Here is a 21,484-nt window from a genome sequence, read left to right as displayed (position 1 = left end):
CCATAACGGGGTCTCATTCTGTGCGGGGTGGCCATCGCTGGCCGGGTATCTGATTTCGTGTCGATGGACGCTCGACTCCGCGACGTGATCAAGTCGCCGGCGGCGGTTCCTGCCCGTCGGTGTGCGGATCGCGGCAGGGTTGGTGTCCGGCGGCGGCGAGGATGGGCGCGGTGGGCACGCGCCATTGGCGGCCGACGCGGATGACCGGCACCGGGAAGTTGCCGGAGTTGGCCAGTTCGTAGGCGTGGTTCTCTGACAGGGCGAAGATCTCGGCGGCGATGAGCAGCGAGGTGAAAGCACCCAGCGCCTCGATCGCCTCGATAGTCCAGGTACGTGTGACGGGGCGCATGGGGTGCTCCTGAAACAGAAAAGGGGGCTCCCGAATACGGGAGCCCCCTGAGGGCGAAGATGCGGATTCAGATGTAGGTGGGCGGCGCGGGCCGAATCAGACGGCCTGCTGGCTTGGCAGGCCACCGTCGGACGGCCGGCCGGGACGCGCAGGACGGCCCGCTGGACTGCGGCGATGTCGTCGGGCGTTGGCCTGCAGGGCGCCGATTCTGACCCGACCCGATGCGTACACCCCGCTGGGTCCGGACTGTCGCCGCGCACCTGAGGGGCCGACCCGCCGGGTGGGACGGAGACGGCTATGCGGTGGCTGCGGATCTGGATGGGCCGCAGTCGCCGTGCGGGGTCTTCGGTGCGTCGTGGTCTTTGACCTTGTCCGGTTATCGACGCGATACAGGCAGTCCTCGTTCGCGAACCTGCCCTGCCGCGGTGAGGGAGGTGTCCTACTAGCCGCGCTACTATCGTCGTCCCGCTGGGCGCCTGGGCTGATCGGCTGCCGAGTACCTCGCCCCGGTTCAGCTAACGTGAGCTGCCGTCTTGTCGACTCAACAAATACATTCGAACGACAAGTGGCTGCTGACCGGGACGGTGTTCCAGATGGCTCGCAGTTGCCGATGGCGTTGCATGTCGGTGCGCATCGCGGCGAGCTCGGCGGTCCGGCCGTGTCCCACGGGGCTGAAGCACCATCCGGTGTCCGAGGTGTCCAGCGCGTCGAGATCGGCCAGGTTCGGTTCGTGGTCGAAGCTGAGCTGCAGTTCGACCTGCCACAGGATCGGCAGCCAGTCCGCATCGGCCTGGTCGCCGGCTATGATGGCGAGTTGCCTGGTAAAGGACAGGCTAGGACGTTCGTCGTTCCAGCTCCACCGCCCCCACTGAACGATGAAACCATCAGCGTCCGAACCCGGAGTCTCGTCTATGCCCTCGACGTCGGCCTGGAGGAACTCGCAGTACGCTTCCCATGCCGCTGCGACGTTGTTGACCGCCTCGGAATCGACGCCGTGGTCGCGAAGTAGTTGCCCGAAGATCGCCGCACTCCGCTGCCAGTGAATACGCACGAGGCAGGCTAACAGGCGATCGATCCGGCCAGTAGCCTCGCGGCTCGTGGGCGACCGCCCCGCCGGCCATCGAGTCTGGGTACGTCGTGATGCGCTGACACCTACCAATCGGCATTTGGAAGAGCTGACGAACAGGCCCCAGCCCGCCCGTCTCTTTCATGCTCTTTCACGCCGCCTCTTCCAAACGGCGCCCCGTCGTGGAAGAGGCAGACGAACAGCCCCGCCCTCTTTCAGCCTCTTCCACGCGAGGGCCTGGCGACCTCTTTCTAACGGGTGAACACCATGGAAGAGGATCCGATTTCAGTACCTATAAGGCTTTCATGAAGCGATGGTAGGGCGTGGAAGAGGCTGTGAGAGCCGCCCTGCGCCGCTTTCTCGGTCCGCATCGGCTTCGTGGGGCGGGCGGAGGTAATCGAGGCCCTGCGTGTCACTGGCGGTAAAAGCCCAGGTCAGGGCATCGAAATGCGGTGGGATGGCCGACAGGTGTGGATAGTCCGTGGCGTGCGGAGCACGCGAGCGATGGCGGGCAAACAGGCTCTGACCTGCGGTGTTAGAGGCGTGACAGAGGTGGATGCGTCACTAGGGGGCTTCATCCGGCGCCCGATCGGGGCCGGCGCATACCCCGCGAGGAGCCCGCCATGACCACCACCGCACCGACCCTGACGACCAGGTCCTCGGCCCTGGCCGCCGTCGACCATGCGTGGAACCTGCTGACCCGTGAACCGGACCCTCCGCTTGTCTTGGACTGCGATGTGCTCGCCGCACGCTGGGACGTTCCCGCCGGCACCCTGCCTGTGCGTGTTTGGTCGTTGCGGGGGTTGCGTGACTGGATGCTCGACCATCCTGATGCGCATCTGGCGCGTGATGTGATCTGGCGGGAGACCGTGACGAGGGCCCGGCGTGGTGAGCCCGGCTGGGTCATCGCCGCCGTGGGTCTGGCGGTGCCCGCGTTGGTGCGCTGCGCTGGCAGGCTCACCGCCGGGTACCGGGGCGAGGCGGCCGACATCGACGCGGAGATCCTCGCCGGCTACCTCACCGCCCTGCACGGCGAGGACCTGGACCTGACCCGGCCGGCGGTGTACGCGAGGTTGTGCTGGGCAGGGTGGCGGGCCGGGCGTGCGCTGCGCCGCGCGGACGAGGCTGAGGTGCCGTCGACGGACATGGACACGACGCCCGGCTCTAGGGCGCCGGAGGTTCCGTGGCGTCATGTCGATCTGCTCGTGCACCATGCCCGCGACCTCGGGCTCATCGCCTCGGATGACGCCGAGTCGTGGATCGACGTGCGCCTCGGCGGCAGGAGCTGCTATCTGATCGCCGAGGCTCGCGGTCTCAACGTCGATGTGTTGCGCATGCGCTTGAACCGCGCGGACCGCCGCATCGCGTCGGCGCTCGCCGACGGCCGGCTCACCGGCCACGCCTTCCCCGACGCCGCCCGCACCACTAACGTGGCCTCCGTCCAGGCACGGACCTTGACCATCGGCCCGCGTCTGGCGACGGCAGCCTGACCGCATACCCGAGTCCTCGGCCGGCTCGTGTTGCGGAGCGTCGCTGCCTACCGGGGGTGCTCGGGTTCAGGGCGCGGGGCTTCGCCGGCCAGGTGTCCGGACAAGGAGACCGCGAAGTGGCGGCTTCGACCAGCTCCGGACGTCGCTGGGAGGGCCGTATCCCTGCTCTGCCAGGTCGGGGTGTCGTCTGGCAGAGGACGGCGGCGGACATTGCGGACGACGCGGGTGTGCTCTCACAGTGCTCTTCCATCGGTGGAAGAGGCGTGGAAGAGACCTGGTGTGGGTCGACGCGTTCGCCAGCTCTTCCAAACGCCGATTGGTAGGTGTCAGGGCAACGCGCCCAGACCCCGGCGGGACCTCCTCCGCCTCATCGACTCCGGTCACGCGCCGGACTTCTCACGGGGCACGAGCCCCACCTGCCAACGGAAACGGAATTCGCCATGTCCTCACCCCTCCTCGCCCCACCCACCCCCGTAGCACCTACTCCTGTCCCTTCGACGCCGCCGGTGAAGGTCGAGCCGGTCATGCGTCTGTACGAGCGGCTCGACCACGCCGTCGGTTGGGTGATCGACCGGCCGTGGCTGGCCGCCGTCGCCCTCGTCGTCGTGTTCGGTGTTGTCGCCGCACGCAATCTGATCGCCGCCCGCCGGCACCGGTACCACGCCGCTAACGCCCGGCTGATCACCATCGCCCCGCCACCCGACGTCGACGCGAAAGGCGCACGCGCGTTGTGGTCCAACCTCGGCGGGGCCCTGGCACCGTCATGGTGGCGGCGTGTAGTGTTCGGCGCACCGCACGTGGTGTGGCAGTACGCCTGGGCCGGCCGGCAGTTGACCATCTCCATCTGGGTGCCGGGCACGATCCCGCCTGGCGCGGTGGAGACGTTCGTGCGCTCGGCGTGGCCGAGCGCGTCGTGCACGATCCACGACGAACCCGCCGGCCCGATCCCGACCGGCCCGGCCGCTGCCGGCCGTCATCTGCTGCCGCACGCCCCGGAATGGCTGCCGTTCGCCACCGGTCAGGACATCGACCCGCTGCGGCCGGTGCTGGCCGCCGGTTCCCAACTGCACGACAGTGAGTACGCCGCCGTGCAGATCCTCGCCCGCCCCGCCAGGCCCTCTCGGGTGCGCCGCGCCCGCCGCGCTGCGGAGCGGCTACGTGCCGGCAAGCCGGCGACAGCGCAGTTCAACCCGGCCAAGCCACTCGTGTGGATCATGGACCTGTTCGTGTCCAACAAGACGCACACGACCCCCGTGCCACGGCCCCTGCCGGACCTGTTCGCGCAACGTGACGTGAAGGGGATCGCGGAGAAGGTGTCGGGCATCCCGCTGTGGGAGACCGCCGTGCGCTACGCGGTGGCCGCCGACCCGCGCCTGACCAAGGGCAAGGCGAGGGGCAGGTTGCGGGGGTTGGGGGACACGATCGCCTCGGCGTTCGCGATCTACTCCGCCCGCAACGGCCTGACCCGCCGCACCCGCATGCACGCCCCGGCCGTGACCCTCACAACCCGCAGGCTGGGTACCGGGTTCCTGACCAGCACCCCGGAACTCGCCGCCCTCGCCGGCCTGCCCCAGGACGTCGCCGTCGCCGGGCTCACCAGGGCGCGGGCGAAGTCGGCGCCCGCGCCGATCGCGGTGACGGGTGGGGGTCGGCGCAAGATGCTCGGCACGACCGAGGTCGACGGCCGCGCCGTCGGCCTCACCGCGGCCGACGCGCGGTATCACGTGCACATGGTCGGCACGACCGGCTCCGGGAAGACGACGCTTTTGGCGAACATGATCCTCGATGACATCAACGCCGGACGCGGCACCGTCGTGATCGATCCGCACGGTGACCTCGCGCTCGACATCCTCGACCGGCTGCCCCTGCACGTCGCCGACCGGGTGGTGTTGTTTGACCCGCTGCAAAACCGCACCGACCGCGACCACCCCGACGGGATCCTGCACCCACCGACGCTCAACCCCCTCGAGCTGCGCGACGGCGCCGACAAGGACCTGATCGTCGACAACTTGGTGTCGATCTGCGGTGCGATCTTCGCCAAGGGGTGGGGGCCGCGCATGGACGACGTCATGCGCGTCGCCTGCCTGACGCTGCTCAAGAAACCCGACGTGTCCTTGCAGTTGATCCCGCCGCTGCTCAACAATTCCCAACTGCGTGCGGAGATCACCGCCGACCTGCACGACTCCAGCGGCCTCGGCGGCTTCTGGGCCTGGTACGACAGCATGCCCTCCGCTCTGCGCTCGCAGGTCATCGGGCCCGTCCTCGCCCGGCTGCGGGCGTTTTTGCTGCGTGACTTCGTGCGCAAGACCATGAGTTATCCGAAGTCTTCGTTCAACATGGCCGACATCCTCAACGGCGGGATCCTCATCGTCCGCATCCCCAAAGGAACCCTGGGTGAGGACACCTCCCGCCTTCTCGGATCGTTGATCCTCGCCCAGGTGTGGCAGGCCGCCACTGCCCGCGCGGCCATCAAACCCGAACAGCGCAAAGACTGCTCGGTGTACCTGGATGAGGCGCACAACTTCCTGACCCTGGCCACGGGGATCGGGGAGATGCTCGCCGAGGCCCGCAAGTACCGGCTCAGCATGGTCCTCGCACACCAGGACCTCGCGCAGTTCCCCAAGGACCTGCTCTCGGCGGTCAGCGCGAACGCCCGCAACAAGATCTACTTCACGGTCGCCCCTGAGGACGCCAAAACCCTCGGCGTGCACGTCGAACCCGAACTCGACGTGCACGACCTCGCCCACCTCGACGCGTACACCGCCATCGCCCGCCTCGTCGTCGACGGCCGCCAGGAACCGGCGTTCACGATCAAGACCAGCCCGCCCAAACCGCTGCAGGGGCATGGTGAGGCGATCCGGCGGGTGGCCAGTGACCGGGTGCCCCAGCAGAACAAGGGCACCTGGGAACTCCGAGCCGAGCACCTCGCCGCCGCCAGCACCGCCGAGCAGGAACGCAAGGAGCGTCACAACGGGCCGGGCGAACCCAGCCACGGCCGGCCGTGGGAACCCGCACGTTGACCTCCACGTCGAGCCCCACGTCCTGATCCACGTCACGTCACGCCACGCCCCACCCGCCAACTGGTGGGTGGGGCGTGTTCGTGCAGCACACGGCCCTGACCGAACCCACCCACGTCCGTCGCCCGTTCAGACACCCTCCAACGGAGGGACCCTTCCGCATGGAGATCTCCCCATGACCCCGTCACGACCCCGCTCAAGCTCCGCCGCGGCCCTGTTCGACAACACCCGACACATCACCCCGAGAGACCAGCAGCTTCTCGACCTCCTTGCCGAGCACCACATCCTCACGACGAGGCAGATCGCCAGCCTGTTCTACCCGAGCCTGCGACGAGCACAAGACCGCCTCGCGGTCCTGCACCGAGCTGAGGTGCTGTCCCGGCACGCCTGGGCCAAGGCCACCGGCGGCGTCACCGAATACCTCTACTCCCTCGGACCCCTCGGAGCCCGGCTACGACCCAACGCCTCCTACGACCCCGACAACCCACGACGCGTGTCACCCCGCAACCACATGGAACGCATGGCACGCCTCGCCGGCAGCCCCAAACTCGCCCACACCATCGCCGTCAACCAGTTGTCGACCTCGTCGCCACCACCCGCACCACCGAGGGCAGCGCGCTGTTGCGGTGGTGGTCGGAGAACCACACCACCAACGTCTACGAACGCTTCGGCATCCACCCCGACGCCCACGGCATCTGGCACGCCGCCGGGCGCACCGTCGGGTTCTTCCTCGAACACGACAACGGGACCGAGAACCACGCCCGGGTCCTGTCCAAGTTCACCGCCTACCGGGAACTCCACCATCAAGGCGGACCCACCTACCCCGTACTCCTCTGGGTCCCCAGCAACGGCCGCCGCGACAACCTCCTGGCGGCACTCAACGGCATCGACATCCCCGTCGCCATCGCCACCCACGGACCCCAACCCGCCGGCCCGGTATGGCACCTCGCCGGATACGGCGGCCCCTACCCACTCCACCACCTACCCAGCGACCACGGACCCACCAGCCTCAGCAACCCTGGCCGCTACGACGACAAGTAGCCGAAGTCGATCCACCTGCGGAGGGTTCGGCGTGCTCACGTCCCAGGGTTTGGAACTCGAGACGATCACCGAGATCATTCACGCCCCGGATGCCCGCCTGGGACGAGCTGGAACAGTTGGAGCTTCGCGGACGAGCCCGTCATGCTGCTTGAGCGCCAGACGTACATTCGGGACGGGCAACTGGTCGAGTTCGAGAGCATCGAAGACGCCGACCGCGTCTTCAACATGCTGGCCGGAGACACCCACCGGGTCATCGAGTACGGGAGGCTCAGGTTCGCTTCTCGGTCAACCCCACAGAGGGGCATCAAGCCTTTCGCCGACTCGTGGATGCCGGCTATACGACTCGAACTTGTCGGGCAGGCATAGGGCCTATCCGGTAGATCGTGGGGGCTGGTCAAGCGTCATGGTGGTGGCAGGAAGGGTTTGCCGGTTCAGCTCCAGGCCAGTGCTCGCCTGTCAGGGTCGCGGTCAACCGTCAAGCGGTGAGGTCAATGCCGACGTCCATGCCTCGAGCGACGCCCTTCGCGAAGGCGGCTGGCGGGATGCGGTCCAGCAGCAGCACGAAGTGCAGTGCGTACGGCGGCTCGTCCTCGCAGGGTATCCCGTCGGCGTCGAGCCTGAGATTGGCATGCCAGCTCGCCTGGCAGAGCACGGAGATGAAGACGCCCAGGAAGTCCATGCCGAGGAGTCCGTCGGCGTGTTCTATCAGGACCGCTACGTACGGTTGGCCGTGGCCGTGGCCGTGGCCGTGGCCGTCGCGCAAGCAGTCCACCAGTGCATCCCAGTTGTGGCCGAAGTAGTCGGGAAAGGAGAGCTCGCGGGCGAACGTCCGGAACACGGCGGCCGGTCCGTGGAGATCGCGGCCGTCCAGGACGCAGACGAGCCCGCCCTGAGCGCGCAGCTCTGTCAACTCAGCTGCCACCCACGGGTCAGCCGCAGCGGTGAAGGCAACCCATGGCGAGGCACATCGAGTCAGGCTGGGGAGGCTCACGTCCGAGATCGTCGCACGCCTCAGGGTTGGAGGTGCCCTAGTCTTCATCTTCTTCATCGTCGTCGGGTTGTTCATCGTCTGCGACAGAGAGGTCTCCCGGATCTTCTCCGGCAAGCGCCCTTCGTCGTGCCTCCGGGTCAGCCTTGAGTTTCGATCCAGGCGTCTTTTGTCTAGCATCGACAACTTCTGAAACTACGGAAATGCCGCTGATCTCAGAAGCTATCTCGGCGGCGCGCTCGACATTTGCAAGCCGAGATGCCTTCATATCGGCGTCCGTGTAAGCAATGGCAACAACAATGGCGTGCTCAACTTCCTCTGCCACGGCATACGTTGGCGTCTGCGCGAGAATTCCATCCCAGAAGTGAGTGTTCCGCATCAGCTTGATTTCCACCAGAGCGCTGGCGTCCCAGCCCTTTGAGAACTTAAAGTCCACCGGGCCGCGACCGGCATTGGCTTCGCCGGAAAGGCTTATTCCATGCGCCCTGCAATAGTGGATTGTAACGCTGCGGAATAGTGCCTGAACGGCCCTTTCTGCTACGCCTCTGTTGTTGGCCCATAGGAGTACCCAGCCTTGGCCTTGTTCGACTGAATGCTTGAAGGAGCGAACAAGCTCGCGAACAAATGCTGCGAATTCGTGCGGCCCTTCGGGTACAAAAGACAAGCCTTTCTTCTGGGAGAGTCCAGCCCCGGCTTCATACCAGTTGACTAGGAGCTTCGGGTCGCGATAGATATCGTAGGAGTCATGGGCTTCCCCTTCCAGTAGACTTAAATAGTCAGCAACTACGTCCGGGTTCTGTCTTGCCATCCGAGCTTTGGTCGTTCGGCTAACATTCCGGGCGATATCAAAATTGAAGTCACCTCTAAGCTTCTCGCCGTGGCTGGACCACGCAAAACTCCAAAATCCATTGGCCGTAACCACGGGGATGTCTCGTAGGAAACGTTCGGGCACAAGCAGTACGGGAATGCGACGCTTCGTAACATACGGGTTTAGTGGAAGTTTGACCTTCCGGTCGCTCCATCGTGCGTATTCCTCACTCCATGAAGCGTGGGCGAGTTGGAATTCTTCAACGGGAATTGAGTGTCTCGCACAGACCTGCTGTGTGTACTCAATGAAATAGCTTTTCAGAATATTGCATACGGCGTCGCTGATGCGGTCTAATCCCATGCCGCCCTGAAAGAGTGCTAAAGTCTCCATGTGTGAAATGTTTTCATATCCGAGACCTACGGCAGTTCGAATGCCTTCGAGCATTCCAGCCTGAAGGTCGGGTCCCGACCCTAAGCCCAATGGAGTCCCCTCCGAAACCCCTAGACAAAATTCGGCTGGTTCCGGAAAGAGTAGAAGCCCTTTGGCCTGCTTCCAATACATCGAATCTTCGCTACCGCCTGATTTTGCAACGAGCTCAAACAGTAGGGCGAAGAAGCTCAAGATTCTTCCGTGCGAGGTTTCCCAATGTGACTCGGTATCTTCGTATATCAGGAATGGGTCTACGGCAAGCTTGGTGTCGGCGGGGAGAAATGTGTCAAACCAGTCATCGGCCTGGCTTGGCATGACGTTGTAGTGCTCGCTGAATCTCATTCGACCTCCGAGCCCCGTTGATCACTCCATGCTTTCACCAATCAACCCTGGGTGGCCAGGGCATTCGTGCCGCCAACCGATCGCAGTCGGCTAGCTGACTGAAAAGGCGGACATTTCGAATTATTGGGCGAGTCGATGTCGAGGCTCGCGCACACCGCACTCTGAGCGCACGGAGCAGCCCGCCGAGACATGACGACATCGAGACCTGTCGACCACACTCTGTGTGCGTGAACCAGAATCCGTGTCCCCGCGTGGAGTTTCCGAAGTGCCGTTGACGTTTACCTGGATTGAATCGGCGCAACCTCCACCAGCGGCCACAGCGGGCCAAACGCGAGGCAGAGGTACAGGCGGCCGCCGCACCAAACGAGTCGCTCGGGGGCCATGACTTGACCTTTCGGCGAAGTGGAGCGCTGATCGACGCATCCGCCGCCCCGTCACCCGACAGGACCGCCTCCTGCGCGCGGGGCAGGCACCCACTCGTTGAAGGTGTCGACGGATCCTGAAAACTGACCCCCTGGCGTCCTGGTGGTTTCTATTGACGGTTGCAACGCTTCCTAGATCATGGGAGTCGTGTTGTCGTCGTCTCGTCGTGTGAAGAAGGGGCCGGGGCGGCGTCCGCTGTCGGCCAAGCGTCAGCGGTTCATGGAGCTGCGTGGGCGCGGGTGGAGCATCTTGGGGGCGGCCCGGGAGGTCGGGGTCAGCCGGACGACAGGTAACAACTGGTCGCGGGGTTACAAGACCTACCGCCGCGGTGAGGTCGTCGGGTTCGTCGCGCCGCTAGATCGGCTGGCGGTGCGTCAGGTCAGCGCGCGGTTCCTCTCTCAGGACGAGCGGATCATGATCGCGGACCTGCACCACGCCGGCATTAGTGTCCGGAAGATCGCCGATCAGGTGGGCCGAGCGCCGTCGACGGTCTCCCGCGAGTTACGCCGCAACGCCACCGGCGGTCACTACCGCCCGTTCGAGGCGCACCGCCAGGCGACCGCCCGCCGCGCCCGACACCACCGCTGCCGCCTCGAGACCAACCGCGGATTGCGCGACCTGGTCGGCGGGCTGCTCGCCCAACGGTGGAGCCCGCAGCAGATCAGTCGGCATCTGCGTCGCCGGTTTCCCGGCGAGCCGGGGATGTGGCTGTGTCACGAAAGCATTTACCGAGCGGTCTACCAGCCCGGCTCGGTGCTGATGCGGCCGTCGAGGTTGGCTCCCCAGCGGCGCTCGCCGCTGCGGACCGGCCGGGATCACCGGCGTGCGCATCAACGCGTCGAGCGACGCCGACCACGGTTCGAGCAGCCCATGCGCAGCATCCACCAACGACCCTTTCAGCCCGATGACCGGTCCGAGGCCGGGCACTGGGAAGGTGACCTGATCGTCGGCAAGGACCAGCGGTCCGTGATCGGCACCCTCGTCGAACGCACGACTCGCCTGGTCCGGCTCCTGCATCTGCCGCTACGCGACGGCGACTCGCTCCACGACGCACTCACCAGCCGCATGGCCGACCTACCGCCCGGACTGCTGCGCTCCATCACCTGGGACCAGGGCGCGGAGATGGCCCGCCACCTCGCGATCACAGAGTCCCTCGGCGCGCCGGTCTACTTCTGTGACTCCCGATCGCCGTGGCAGCGCGGCTCCAACGAAAACACCAACGGGCTGCTACGCGACTACTTCCCGAAGGGCACCGACCTGAACGCTCACTTGCCCAAACACCTGCTCGCGGTTGAGAACGAACTCAACAGCCGTCCGCGACTCGTACTCAACGACTACACGCCGGCCGACCGATTCGCTGCGCTGCTAGCCTCGAACGATCCGTCAGTGTTGCGACGTTGAGTAGAACCCGCCCCGACGATCCCTGGTCAGTATTCAGCCGACGACGACACTTGCTCTCCTGGTTGGTGTTCGGCGGTGGTGCTACGGTTCACCTCCGCCTGCGCGGAGAGCTCCTGCTCGGTCGGCTGGAGCCAGCCGGAGAATGCGGTTCACCTCCGCCTGCGCGGAGAGCTCGGCGACGCCGCGGTGGTCGAAGGTGACGTCGCCGGTTCACCTCCGCCTGCGCGGAGAGCTCTCTCCGTCATTCATACCTGGACGTTCGGTCAACGGTTCACCTCCGCCTGCGCGGAGAGCTCTCCACCGTGCCGCCCGGGAACTCCCAGTAGGGCGGTTCACCTCCGCCTGCGCGGAGAGCTCGCGGTGGGCGTTGCGCCCAGGTGCGGCTTCCTCGGTTCACCTCCGCCTGCGCGGAGAGCTCGACGAACGCCCTGTCGCAGATCCGCTCGCACTCGGTTCACCTCCGCCTGCGCGGAGAGCTCGCGTAGGAGTGGGTGACCCCGTGGGCCTCCTGCGGTTCACCTCCGCCTGCGCGGAGAGCTCCGACCCGCACAACGGGGTCGCGCGGCTCGAACCGGTTCACCTCCGCCTGCGCGGAGAGCTCGTGTTCGTCCCGGTCATGGGTGAGGACCACTGCGGTTCACCTCCGCCTGCGCGGAGAGCTCTGACCACGGGGGCCTCCTCAGAGGTTGAGTCGCGGTTCACCTCCGCCTGCGCGGAGAGCTCGGCGGCTTGAAGGAGGGGACGCTGTCCATCGACGGTTCACCTCCGCCTGCGCGGAGAGCTCCGGTCCCCAGTCCCGGTAGCCCAGCCGCTCGGCGGTTCACCTCCGCCTGCGCGGAGAGCTCCCACCGAAGACGTGGGCGCGACACTCGCACGACGGTTCACCTCCGCCTGCGCGGAGAGCTCCAGGACGGCACCCTCACCGTGGATGACGTCGTCGGTTCACCTCCGCCTGCGCGGAGAGCTCGTAGCGCCCCGGGCGGCGTGGTAGGCGACGATCGGTTCACCTCCGCCTGCGCGGAGAGCTCCGGAGCCGGACCAGGTGGCGGTACGTCCTCGACGGTTCACCTCCGCCTGCGCGGAGAGCTCCCGGTGACCTCCTGGGCCATGGCGACCATGCGCGGTTCACCTCCGCCTGCGCGGAGAGCTCGCCACCCGGGCGGGTGCTCCGTCGATGGGCAGCGGTTCACCTCCGCCTGCGCGGAGAGCTCAAGTTCTCGACCGGGGCCAGCTCGGCGCAGTGCGGTTCACCTCCGCCTGCGCGGAGAGCTCGTCCGGTTCAGCAAGGGGGGAACGGATTACGACGGTTCACCTCCGCCTGCGCGGAGAGCTCGCCTCGACCGGGGGCAGGGGCCCCTTGACGGACGGTTCACCTCCGCCTGCGCGGAGAGCTCCCTTCCTGACCTGGGGTTTTAGGAGGGCGTTATCAATTCTTGACCTTCGTGGCGGCTGCTGGTCGGGGAGGGCGGCATGTGCCTGACTTTACCGTTCTGGGAAGTGTCTAGTCGGTTGATGCTTATAGGGCGGATGGTTGATGGTGGGGTTGCTTGGGGGGCGTGGTCTGATGAGTGGATGGTGGGTGGGCAGTCTGGTGTGGACGCTCGTGTCTGGGGCAAGTCTCGTGGTCTGGGGTTTCGGTATCCGTTGATCTGCCATCTCCTGGACACTGCGGAGATGGCTGGCGCGTTGTGGGAGTCGTTCCTTTCACCTGCGCAGCGCGAGAGCATCGCCAGCGCGTTGGACAGGTCGGAGCAGGATGCCCGCCGGTGGGTGATGTTCATTGCTGGCCTCCACGATGTCGGCAAGGTGGTTCCGTCGTTCCAGAAAATGGAGCCGGAGGCGTTCGGCTGCCTTGTCGGCTCTGGGTGGCAGGACCCGTCGGCGCTTCCGGGGGGTGCGGCCGACATTCGGCACGACAGGGCTGGTCACCTTCTTCTCCCAGATCTGCTACTCCTACGGGGATATCGGCCGGGGCGGACGCCTGCGTCGTCGGTTCCGCATCAGATCGGCCAGCTTTTGGGCGGACATCACGGGACGTTCAATCGGTCGCTTCCTGCTGACCAGTGGGACGACCCGGCAAGGTTCGAACCGGGCCTAGGCGCGGCGGGTTGGAGTGAGGAGCGCGTCCGTCTCGTCGAGGCGGTACACCATACGACGGGTAGCCCTGAGCCGCTGGTCAGGTTGCTGGGATCGACGGTCGCGACCCAGGTGCTGGGGTTGGTGATCGTGGCCGATTGGCTGGCCAGCCAAGAGCATCTGATCACGGCATCACGGCCGGCACCGGACTGGGTCGCGGATGCTGACGGTCTCAGGGTTCACCTGGGCGCGGCGCGGCGGTCGGCTCCTGCGGCGGTTCGCAGGGCGGGTCTGGGGTCGCCGGCGCGGTGGTCGCCGGGAGGGTTTAGGGACATGTTTCCTGAGATCGCGACGCCCAACGATTTACAGGCCAGCCTGGACCACGATCTGGAACGGCTGGTTCGCGGGCCGGGGCTGCTGCTGGTGACGGCGCCCACCGGAGACGGCAAGACGGAGGCTGCGTTGTTCGGAGCCCAGGTCCTGGGCCGTGCGGCTGGTACGTCGGGAATCTTCGTCGCTTTACCGACGATGGCCACCGCCAACCAGATCCATCGTCGCGTCGCCGAATTCGCGTCACGTCAGTTGACCGATGACGCCGCGTTGATCCTGCTACACAGCATGTCCTGGATGAACGACGAACCCAGCACCGCCACGGTCGACAACGCTGATGAAAGCGGGGCGATTCTTTCGGAGGGCAGCACCTCGGTGGCGGCCACCTCCTGGCTGCGAGGCGCCCGTCGAGGGCTGCTGGCCCCGCTGGGCGTTGGCACGATCGACCAGGCGCTAACAGGCGTGCTTCCGACGCGCTGGAACGTGCTGCGTCTGATGGGCTTGTCCGGCAAGACGGTGATCATCGACGAGGCGCACGCCTACGACCCGTGGATGCACGCTCTCATCGTTCGCCTCTTGCAGTGGCTGGGCGCGTTCAAGGTGCCGGTGGTGCTGCTGTCTGCGACCCTGACGGGACCGACCGCAGCCAGCCTTGTGCAGGCGTATCGCGACGGCGCCGGGCATGCGGCGCCGGTATCGGTGGAGGCCCGCTATCCGGGCTGGGTGTTCGTCGACGCCGTGTCCGGGGAGGTGAGCGAGCCGCGGGAGGTCGCCACGAACCGGCCTCGGTCGCTAGATGTTCGCGTCGTAGCGGTCAGGCACTCCCACGATCCCGACGAGGTGGGCGGGCGGGCGGCGGCGATCCGGGCCGAGCTGGAGGCCGTGGTCGATGGGCGTGGCACGGCGGCGGTGATCTGCACGACGGTGGCCGAGGCTCAGCAGACCTACCGGATGCTGGCTTCCTGGTTCGAGAAGCTGCCCGATCCTCCACAGTTGGCGTTGCTGCACGCCCGGTTCCCGGCCTATCGGCGTGAGGAGCTCATCACCCAGGCTGAAGGGTCCTACGGCAAGGATGGCCGACGTCCCGGGCGGGGCGTTCTGGTCGCCACCCAGATCATTGAGCAGTCGATGGACCTTGACTTCGACCTGATCGTCACCGACCTGGCCCCGTTGGCGATGATCCTGCAACGCGCGGGCCGCTGCTGGCGCCACGATCGGGACCCAGCGCTGCGGGCCAACACCGGCCCACAGGTGCGGGTACTGGCGCCGATCGGTGAGTCAGGGGCCCTAAGCGTGCCCAGATCGTGGGGGGAGGTGTACTCGCCCTCGCTGCTGCTGCGCACGTTCGAGCTCCTGTCGCGCAGGGAAGGGGCGCCGATCGAGGTTCCCGCAGACGTCCAGGGACTGGTCGATGAGGTGTACGCGAGGGACTTCGCCTCCGCCGATCCCGACAAACTGTTCGGGCTCGACCTTGACCGGGAAGTCGACGAGCAGACCAAAAAGGCGCTCGCTGAACTCGTCGCGATCCCCAAGCCCACAGCCCGTCCGAACCTGTACCGCATCAGCAACCCCGAAGCGGGCCTGTCCGAGGACATGGTGGCCACCCGGCTCGGAGCCGACGCCGACCGGGTCGTGTGCTGCTACCACGACGAACGCGGCGACCTGTGGCTGGACGAGCTGTGCCGCTACATCCGGCTACCCACGCCAAGACGCGACAACAGGTTCACCCGAGACCAGGAACGCCTGATCATGCGCCACACGGTTCCCCTCCGCGCCGGCCTGATGGCCAAGGCGACCCCAGCGCAGACCGTCGTCCCCGCGACCTGGGAGGAAAACTCCCATCTCAAATACTTGCGCATGCTGCGATTCCCCGGCGGAGCCGGTGTCATACACGAGGTGGCTGTCGGTGATCGGACCTGGATTCTCAGCCGTGAAGCCGGCCTAACGGTCCAGTGAACCTTAGGATTTAGCCGTGGCCGCGCTTCTCTTCGGAGAAGGCGAGGCCACGGCTGGCCCCTTAAATGCCAATGACCAGGCGGGTTCGCGCCCGTGCCCCCGCCTGCGCGGGGAGAGACGTCGGGACATGTCCCTGACTGTCCAATGAACCGGTTCACCCCCAGTTTCCTGGGGAAACCCCCTGTGAAGGGCTCACCGCATGACCTTCAGTTTATGGCACCAACCATGGCTTCCCGTACGCCGCGACGGGCGTATCGAGCACATCGGCTTGGCCTCCCTGTTCCGCCACGCTCACCTGATCGAGGACCTGGCCGTCCCGCAGCCTCCGGCTGCCGAAGGCGTGCTGCGCATCCTGTTGGCGATCACCGTCCGTGTGGCAGGGCTCGACCGGCTTTCCGACGAGGACTGGCCGGAGGAACGGCTCGACCTTCTGGAAGCCGGTTCCTTCGACAACGACGCGATCAACGCCTACGCCAGCACCCACGCCAGCGCCAGCGCAGACAGGTTCGACCTCTTCCACCCGCAGCAGCCGTTCCTGCAAGACCCGCGCCTGGCCGAGCAGTGTCCGAAGAGTTCGGGCATCAACAAGATGATGATCGCCCGGGCCTCCGGCAACAACCAGCCCTGGTTCGACGGACACCACCGCGACGCCGACCCCGTAGCGGTGCCACCCGCAGAGGCGGCGCTGGCTCTGATCGCCCAGTACTTCTACGGGCCGTCGGGGCGTTGCACCTCCCGTCAGGTCGGGGCGGTGAAGGAGGCCAACACCATGGCCGGGCCTCTGCGCACCACGATCGCCTACCATCCCGTAGGCCGTAACCTGTTCCAGACTCTGCTGGTCGGACTCGCCGCCCCCTCGCCGTGGGCGAGCGGCGAGGAGGATCTGTGCCCGTGGGAACGCGACGATCTTCCCGATCCCCTGGCCGTGCCGCGCCCGGTCGCCGGGTACCGCTCGATGCTGACGGCACGTGCCCATCACTCGCTGCTCCTGGTCCCCGATGCCGAGCACGAATCGGTTGTCGACGCGTATCTGACATGGGGAACACGTGCCCGCAACCTGCCGGTCGAGGACCCGTACCTGATCATCCAGGTCGCCAAGGACGGCAACCTCTACACCCGACAGGCCGACGCGTCCAGAGCACTGTTCCGTGACGTGGACGCGCTTCTCCTGCAGACCCGGCCCACGTCCACGGCGCGCCAGCCGTTGATCTTCCACAACTGCGCTGAGCACCTGTCGAAGGAATTCAGCCGAGGCCTACGGGTGCGCGCATATGGTTTCGACCAGGACGGGCAGACCCGCGACAAGCAGTGGTTCTCCGCGATCACCCCGCCGGTTCTGGGCCTGCTGGAACACCACGATCCGGTTGCCGCCGTCGGCGTGCGGGTGCTACGGGAGGCCGCTGAGTTGGCGGCCAGCCGTCTCGGGTTCGCTTTGAAACAGGCGTGGCGTGCCTACAGCAGCCCGTCAGGGGGCGGCCCCGCGGGCAAAGTGCCCGACGGCCCGTGGCCCGCCCGTGCGGCGGCTGACTACTGGGCGCTGGCCGAGCAGGAGTTCTGGACCTCTGTGCGCGACGCGGATTTCGACGCTCCGGCCCGCCGTTTCGTTTTGCTGGCCTTGGGCGTCTATGACGGCGTGACCGCCACGACCCGCGCGCAACCCCGCGGTGCCCGGGCCTGTGAGGGCGCTCGGGGTCTGTTGATCAGTGTGATGACCAAGGAGGCCGCATGACGACACCGGACCCGGATTCACCGGCAGGTTTCGTGTCCTACGTCAAGGAACGTATCACCGAGCCCGGCGCACGATCTGACCTGCGTTCCGGGCTCGGCAAGCCTGTGGAACTGTCCCCGCGCATGCATCGCGTCATCGCGTGGAAGGTTCACGCCCGCGCCGGTAGCGCCATGGAACGCGCCCACTACGGGGTCGCGGCGCTCATCGCCTCCCGCACCCGCCAGGCCCGCGACCGCGAGCCGGCCACCGAGTCCGGGGGGCGTTCCCTCGGTCAGGCTCTGGCGGCGGCCGTCAACCACAGTGGCCTGCGCGACAACACCGCTGAAGGGCGCCTGCATCTCCTCGTCCGCCAGAACCTCGACGGCGTGCACCGCCAACTCATCGCCGTTATCCGGCTCTTGGACGCCCGTGGGCAGGAGCCGGACTGGGTGAGCCTGTTGTGGGATCTCGCCCGGTGGGAAAGCGACCGTGACCGCATCGCCCAACGCTGGCTACAGGACTACTACCGCACCCTGCGCCGCGCTTCGGACACCACAAGCCCCAGTCCCAGTCCCGATACGTCGAACGAGAGCTGAACACCGTGACCTACATCGACATCCACGTCCTGCAGACTCTTCCGTACTCCTGCGTCAACAGGGACGACCTCGGCTCGCCGAAGTCGGTTCTGTTCGGAGGCAAGGACCGCACCCGTATCTCCAGCCAGAGCTGGAAGCGGGCGCTACGCCGGCAGATCGAGTCGCAGACCGGAGAGGCCGCCTACCGCACCCGCAAGATCGCCGAGGCTGTGTCGCGGCTGCTGGTCGAGAAGGAGTGGGATCAGGAGCTCGCCGACCGTGCCGGGCGGCAGGTCGTCCTGTCGGCTGGCGGCGGGCTGAAGGAGGAGGACGGCGGGGCCACGTCCGCCCTGCTGTACCTGCCGACGGTCGCGGTCGCGGAGCTGGCGGACCTGGCCGTCGAACACCGTGACGCCATTGAGGCGGCCACCGGCAAGAAGCCCGCCGCGGCCCTGCCGACGGAGCGCGTCAACCAGATCCTCACGTCGCGCAACGGCATCATCAACCTCCTTGGCCGGATGCTGGCTGAACTGCCCGGCGCCAATGTCGACGGGGCCGTGCAGGTCGCACACGCCTTCACCACGCACGAGGTGACCGCGCAGGCGGACTTCTTCACCGCCGTCGACGACCTGGGTGAGCAGTGGGGGCAGGAGGCGGGCAGCGCCCACATGAACAACGCCGAGTTCAGCTCGGGCGTTTTCTACCGCTACGCCACGATCGCCGTGCATGACCTGCTGCGTAACCTCGGCCCCGATCATGGCACCGCCGCCGAGCTGACGAAGGCGTTCCTGCACGCGTTCATCTCCTCGATGCCGGAAGCAAAAAAGACCAGCACCGCCCCCCACACCATCCCGGACCTGGTCTACGTCGCAGTCCGCCAGGACCGGCCCATGTCCCTCGCGGCGGCGTTCGAGGCACCGGTCCGCGCCACCGGCACCGGCTGGGCGGCACCGTCCCGCGACACCCTGGCCACCTACGCCACCACCGCGCACCGCCTGTTCGGCACCACCGGACTGGCACACCACGCCCACGCCGGCGTGGACCCCAAGCCCCTCGACGGACTCGGCGACCTCGCGAACTCCTACGACGCCCTCATCGACGGTGCCGTGCGCGCCGGGCTGCCCGCGGCATGAGCGGCCTGCTCCTACAGTTGGCCGGCCCGATGCAGTCCTGGGGTGAGCACAGCGCCTTCGGGGACCGCGACACTCACACCCACCCCACCAGGTCCGGGCTGATCGGACTGCTCGCCGCAGCCCTCGGCCTGCCCCGGGACGCCGACCTCACCGACCTGCGAGCCCTGTCGTTCACGATCCGCATCGACCGGCCCGGAAGACGCATCATCGACTTCCACACCATCGGAGGCGGGCTGCCGCCCAAGAAGACTGTGCCGACCGCCGAGGGGAAACGCCGAGGACCCGACGCGGCCACGATGGTCACCCGCCGTCACTACCTCGCCGACGCGGTCTTCACCGTCGCCGTCGAAGGACCGACCGCCACCATCGACGCCTGCGCACAGGCACTACGGGCACCGCAATGGGCGCCATACCTGGGCAGACGATCCTGTCCTCCCTCGCGGCCCATCCTCCTGGCCGTCGTCGCCGACCCAGTCGACCACCTCGAAACCCTGCCCCTGGCGCGGGAGGCCGACGGCGACCCGGTCACCGTGACGATCGTGGCCGATCGGCCCACCGCCGACGGGGCAGCCGTGTCCGAACTCACCGACGAACCCGCCACCTTCGCCCCCCGCGCCCGCCGCTACGCCGTGCGGTCCTCCTACAGCACCACCCGTACCCTGCCCGCCACATCCTGCGCGGGGTACGGAGCCACATACCTTGATCAGCTCGCCGCATACCTGGAGCGCTTGCAGTGAAAGCATGGCTGACCCGACTCGTCCCCGACCCGCGCAGCCGGTCGGTCGCCTCGGAGATCCGCGACGCCGTTCGGCTACACAAAAGGGTCATGACCCTGGTCCCCGACGGACTCGGCGACAAAGCCCGCCAGCAGACGGGCGTCCTCTATCGCGTCGACAACGACGCCATTCTCGTGCAGACCGGCCTTCCGCCGGACACGTCCACCCTGCCGGCTGGCTACCAGGACCGCCGTGTCAGCGACCTCACCGCACTCCTGGACGCACTACGCCCTGGACTGTTCGTCCGTTACCGGCTCGCCGGTAACGCCGTGCGGCGCCTCGGCCGCAACACCACCGCAGGCAGACCCGGCCAGGCACTGTCCCTGAAAGGGCACGAGGCGGCCACATGGTGGGCCGAACGCGCTGAACGCTGCGGCCTGGGCCTGCACACCCTCGACAGCGTCCCCGAAACCACCATGACCGGAAAACGCGACGAGGAGACCCGCGTCCTGCACGCGGTCACTCGCTACGACGGACTCGCCGTCATCACCGACCCCGAGGCCCTGCGCAACGCCATCACCACCGGAGTAGGACGTGGAAAGTCCTACGGCTGCGGGCTGCTGAGCATCGCCCCCGCCCGCCGACCCACGTGACCTTCCCCAACAACACTGCGCGCCGCCGTCTCGCAGCCCCCACCGTCGCGATGCTCCCCAAGATCGCAGACTCGCTGTCGTTCCTGTACCTCGACGTCGTACGCGTAGTGCAGGACGACACCGGGGTTTGCGCGCAGATCGCCACCGCCCGCGGCACCGAACAGGTGTACCTGCCCACCGCCGCACTCAGCTGCGTCCTCCTCGGCCCCGGCACCTCCATCACCCAACCGGCACTGGCCACCCTCGCACGGCACGGCACAACGGTGCTGTGCACCGGATCCGGGGGAGTTCGCTGCTACTCCGGCATCATTCCCGACAGCCTCACCAGCCGCTGGCTGGAACTACAGGCCCGCCGCTGGGCCGACGACCACGAGCGGCTCAACATCGCCATCCGCATGTACGAACAACGCTTCGGAACCGGCACCGTACCCGCAGGCACCACACTGGCCCAGCTCCGCGGCATGGAAGGGCAACGCATCAAAGCCCTCTACCGTGTCCTGGCCCAGCAGCACCGCATCGGCCGGTTCCGCCGAAGCTACGACCCTGCGTCCTGGGACCAACAGGATCCCGTCAACCTGGCCCTATCATCGGCTAACACGTGTCTCTACGGCATCGTCCACGCCGCCATCCAAGCCATGGGCTGCTCACCAGGCCTCGGCTTCGTACACAGCGGCACCCAGAACGCCTTCGTCTACGACATCGCAGACCTGTACAAAGCCCACCTCACCATCCCCTTGGCATTCGGACTCCACGACTCCTTCAACCCCGAACAGGAAGCACGAAGAAGCTTCCGCAGCGAACTACGCCTGTTCAAACTCATGCCCAGAATCGTCAACGACATCCAACGACTCCTCACCCCCGACACCCCACAACTCGACATCGAACCCGACGGGACTGCCCCCGGTTTGGTTGACTCGCGGGGTTAGCGGTGTTCAGGCCGGTTGAGTGGCCTTGTGTAGTGTCTCAAACTCGATCGGGGTGAG

At 66.8% G+C, this 21,484-nt stretch carries 16 protein-coding genes, 1 pseudogene and 1 CRISPR repeat array; of the genes and pseudogenes, 13 read left to right on the top strand and 4 right to left on the bottom strand.

Going from position 1 to position 21,484, the window contains the following annotated elements; translation table 11 throughout:
- Window positions 1-88: 88 nt before the first annotated feature.
- Together AB0M43_RS38920 and AB0M43_RS38915 are read right to left on the bottom strand one after the other, a co-directional pair.
- Complete coding sequence (locus AB0M43_RS38920; protein WP_363732788.1) at window positions 89-349, bottom strand: helix-turn-helix domain-containing protein; 261 nt, start codon at window positions 347-349, stop codon at window positions 89-91.
- Between the two features lie 541 nt (window positions 350-890).
- Window positions 891-1,400 carry a hypothetical protein gene (locus AB0M43_RS38915; protein ID WP_363732787.1) on the bottom strand — a complete coding sequence of 170 codons (510 nt, stop codon included), beginning with the start codon at window positions 1,398-1,400 and terminating at the stop codon, window positions 891-893.
- 638 nt (window positions 1,401-2,038) lie between these two features.
- Here AB0M43_RS38915 and AB0M43_RS38910 point away from each other — a divergent pair.
- The 5 genes and pseudogenes from AB0M43_RS38910 to AB0M43_RS38890 all read left to right on the top strand — a co-directional run bounded on the left by AB0M43_RS38910 (window position 2,039) and on the right by AB0M43_RS38890 (window position 7,329).
- The gene (locus AB0M43_RS38910; protein WP_363732784.1) at window positions 2,039-2,905 is read left to right on the top strand and encodes a hypothetical protein; all 867 of its coding nucleotides are present in this window, start codon (window positions 2,039-2,041) and stop codon (window positions 2,903-2,905) included.
- Between the two features lie 524 nt (window positions 2,906-3,429).
- The gene (locus tag AB0M43_RS38905) at window positions 3,430-5,925 is read left to right on the top strand and encodes a type IV secretion system DNA-binding domain-containing protein (RefSeq protein WP_363732781.1); all 2,496 of its coding nucleotides are present in this window, start codon (window positions 3,430-3,432) and stop codon (window positions 5,923-5,925) included.
- A gap of 172 nt (window positions 5,926-6,097) precedes the next feature.
- Window positions 6,098-6,442, top strand: a pseudogene (locus tag AB0M43_RS38900) (replication-relaxation family protein); the annotation flags it as partial.
- A gap of 101 nt (window positions 6,443-6,543) precedes the next feature.
- Entirely contained in the window at window positions 6,544-6,963 is a 420-nt protein-coding gene (locus AB0M43_RS38895) for a replication-relaxation family protein (RefSeq protein ID WP_363732779.1), read from the top strand.
- A 141-nt stretch (window positions 6,964-7,104) separates the two neighbouring features.
- Window positions 7,105-7,329, top strand: coding sequence for a hypothetical protein (locus AB0M43_RS38890; protein ID WP_363732777.1), 225 nt, complete (start codon window positions 7,105-7,107; stop codon window positions 7,327-7,329).
- Between the two features lie 109 nt (window positions 7,330-7,438).
- Here AB0M43_RS38890 and AB0M43_RS38885 read toward each other — a convergent pair whose 3' ends face one another.
- Together AB0M43_RS38885 and AB0M43_RS38880 are read right to left on the bottom strand one after the other, a co-directional pair.
- Window positions 7,439-8,068, bottom strand: coding sequence for a barstar family protein (locus tag AB0M43_RS38885; protein WP_363732774.1), 630 nt, complete (start codon window positions 8,066-8,068; stop codon window positions 7,439-7,441).
- On the bottom strand, window positions 7,992-9,530 hold the full coding sequence (locus tag AB0M43_RS38880) for a hypothetical protein (RefSeq protein ID WP_363732772.1): 1,539 nt from the start codon (window positions 9,528-9,530) through the stop codon (window positions 7,992-7,994). Before AB0M43_RS38880 ends, AB0M43_RS38885 begins: the two co-directional genes overlap by 77 nt.
- Before the next feature lie 591 nt (window positions 9,531-10,121).
- On the opposite strand from AB0M43_RS38880, the gene AB0M43_RS38875 reads away from it, so the two are divergent.
- The 8 genes from AB0M43_RS38875 (at window position 10,122) to cas1e (ending at window position 21,427) form a co-directional block, all read left to right on the top strand.
- Window positions 10,122-11,354 (top strand): IS30 family transposase, encoded by a 1,233-nt coding sequence (locus AB0M43_RS38875; RefSeq protein ID WP_363732769.1) that lies wholly within the window; start codon window positions 10,122-10,124, stop codon window positions 11,352-11,354.
- An 84-nt stretch (window positions 11,355-11,438) separates the two neighbouring features.
- A CRISPR array of direct repeats spans window positions 11,439-12,748; the repeat unit is 29 nt; unit sequence CGGTTCACCTCCGCCTGCGCGGAGAGCTC.
- A gap of 76 nt (window positions 12,749-12,824) precedes the next feature.
- Window positions 12,825-15,716, top strand: a complete 2,892-nt coding sequence (gene cas3 / locus AB0M43_RS38870; RefSeq protein WP_363732766.1) for a CRISPR-associated helicase Cas3' — start codon at window positions 12,825-12,827, stop codon at window positions 15,714-15,716.
- Between the two features lie 199 nt (window positions 15,717-15,915).
- Window positions 15,916-17,445, top strand: coding sequence for a type I-E CRISPR-associated protein Cse1/CasA (casA, locus tag AB0M43_RS38865; RefSeq protein ID WP_363732765.1), 1,530 nt, complete (start codon window positions 15,916-15,918; stop codon window positions 17,443-17,445).
- The gene (gene casB / locus AB0M43_RS38860) at window positions 17,442-18,020 is read left to right on the top strand and encodes a type I-E CRISPR-associated protein Cse2/CasB (RefSeq protein ID WP_363732763.1); all 579 of its coding nucleotides are present in this window, start codon (window positions 17,442-17,444) and stop codon (window positions 18,018-18,020) included. The genes casA and casB overlap by 4 nt, the downstream gene beginning before the upstream one ends.
- A gap of 5 nt (window positions 18,021-18,025) precedes the next feature.
- The gene (gene cas7e, locus AB0M43_RS38855) at window positions 18,026-19,132 is read left to right on the top strand and encodes a type I-E CRISPR-associated protein Cas7/Cse4/CasC (protein ID WP_363732761.1); all 1,107 of its coding nucleotides are present in this window, start codon (window positions 18,026-18,028) and stop codon (window positions 19,130-19,132) included.
- The gene (gene cas5e, locus AB0M43_RS38850) at window positions 19,129-19,869 is read left to right on the top strand and encodes a type I-E CRISPR-associated protein Cas5/CasD (protein WP_363732759.1); all 741 of its coding nucleotides are present in this window, start codon (window positions 19,129-19,131) and stop codon (window positions 19,867-19,869) included. Before cas7e ends, cas5e begins: the two co-directional genes overlap by 4 nt.
- Window positions 19,866-20,501: a type I-E CRISPR-associated protein Cas6/Cse3/CasE gene (cas6e, locus tag AB0M43_RS38845; RefSeq protein ID WP_363732756.1), complete on the top strand. Its 636-nt coding sequence runs from the start codon at window positions 19,866-19,868 to the stop codon at window positions 20,499-20,501. The genes cas5e and cas6e overlap by 4 nt, the downstream gene beginning before the upstream one ends.
- A 50-nt stretch (window positions 20,502-20,551) precedes the next feature.
- A complete protein-coding gene (cas1e, locus tag AB0M43_RS38840; RefSeq protein ID WP_363732754.1) occupies window positions 20,552-21,427 on the top strand; it encodes a type I-E CRISPR-associated endonuclease Cas1e in 876 nt (291 codons plus the stop codon).
- The last annotated feature ends 57 nt before the right edge of the window (window positions 21,428-21,484 follow it).

Origin of the sequence: Longispora sp. NPDC051575, from assembly GCF_040681875.1 — a bacterium.
Classification (GTDB): domain Bacteria; phylum Actinomycetota; class Actinomycetes; order Mycobacteriales; family Micromonosporaceae; genus Longispora.
This window is presented reverse-complemented; position numbering and strand designations above follow the sequence as displayed.

What these genes read in the sequence shown, in the direction of transcription:
- cas5e (WP_363732759.1), top strand. Translation starts at nt 19,129, where the DNA reads ATGAGCGGCCTGCTCCTACAGTTGGCCGGCCCGATGCAGTCCTGGGGT.
- AB0M43_RS38890 (WP_363732777.1), top strand. Translation starts at nt 7,105, where the DNA reads ATGCTGCTTGAGCGCCAGACGTACATTCGGGACGGGCAACTGGTCGAG.
- AB0M43_RS38910 (WP_363732784.1), top strand. Translation starts at nt 2,039, where the DNA reads ATGACCACCACCGCACCGACCCTGACGACCAGGTCCTCGGCCCTGGCC.
- cas3 (WP_363732766.1), top strand. Translation starts at nt 12,825, where the DNA reads ATGTGCCTGACTTTACCGTTCTGGGAAGTGTCTAGTCGGTTGATGCTT.
- AB0M43_RS38880 (WP_363732772.1), bottom strand. Translation starts at nt 9,530, where the DNA reads ATGAGATTCAGCGAGCACTACAACGTCATGCCAAGCCAGGCCGATGAC.
- cas1e (WP_363732754.1), top strand. Translation starts at nt 20,552, where the DNA reads ATGCTCCCCAAGATCGCAGACTCGCTGTCGTTCCTGTACCTCGACGTC.
- AB0M43_RS38920 (WP_363732788.1), bottom strand. Translation starts at nt 349, where the DNA reads ATGCGCCCCGTCACACGTACCTGGACTATCGAGGCGATCGAGGCGCTG.
- AB0M43_RS38905 (WP_363732781.1), top strand. Translation starts at nt 3,430, where the DNA reads ATGCGTCTGTACGAGCGGCTCGACCACGCCGTCGGTTGGGTGATCGAC.
- casB (WP_363732763.1), top strand. Translation starts at nt 17,442, where the DNA reads ATGACGACACCGGACCCGGATTCACCGGCAGGTTTCGTGTCCTACGTC.
- casA (WP_363732765.1), top strand. Translation starts at nt 15,916, where the DNA reads ATGACCTTCAGTTTATGGCACCAACCATGGCTTCCCGTACGCCGCGAC.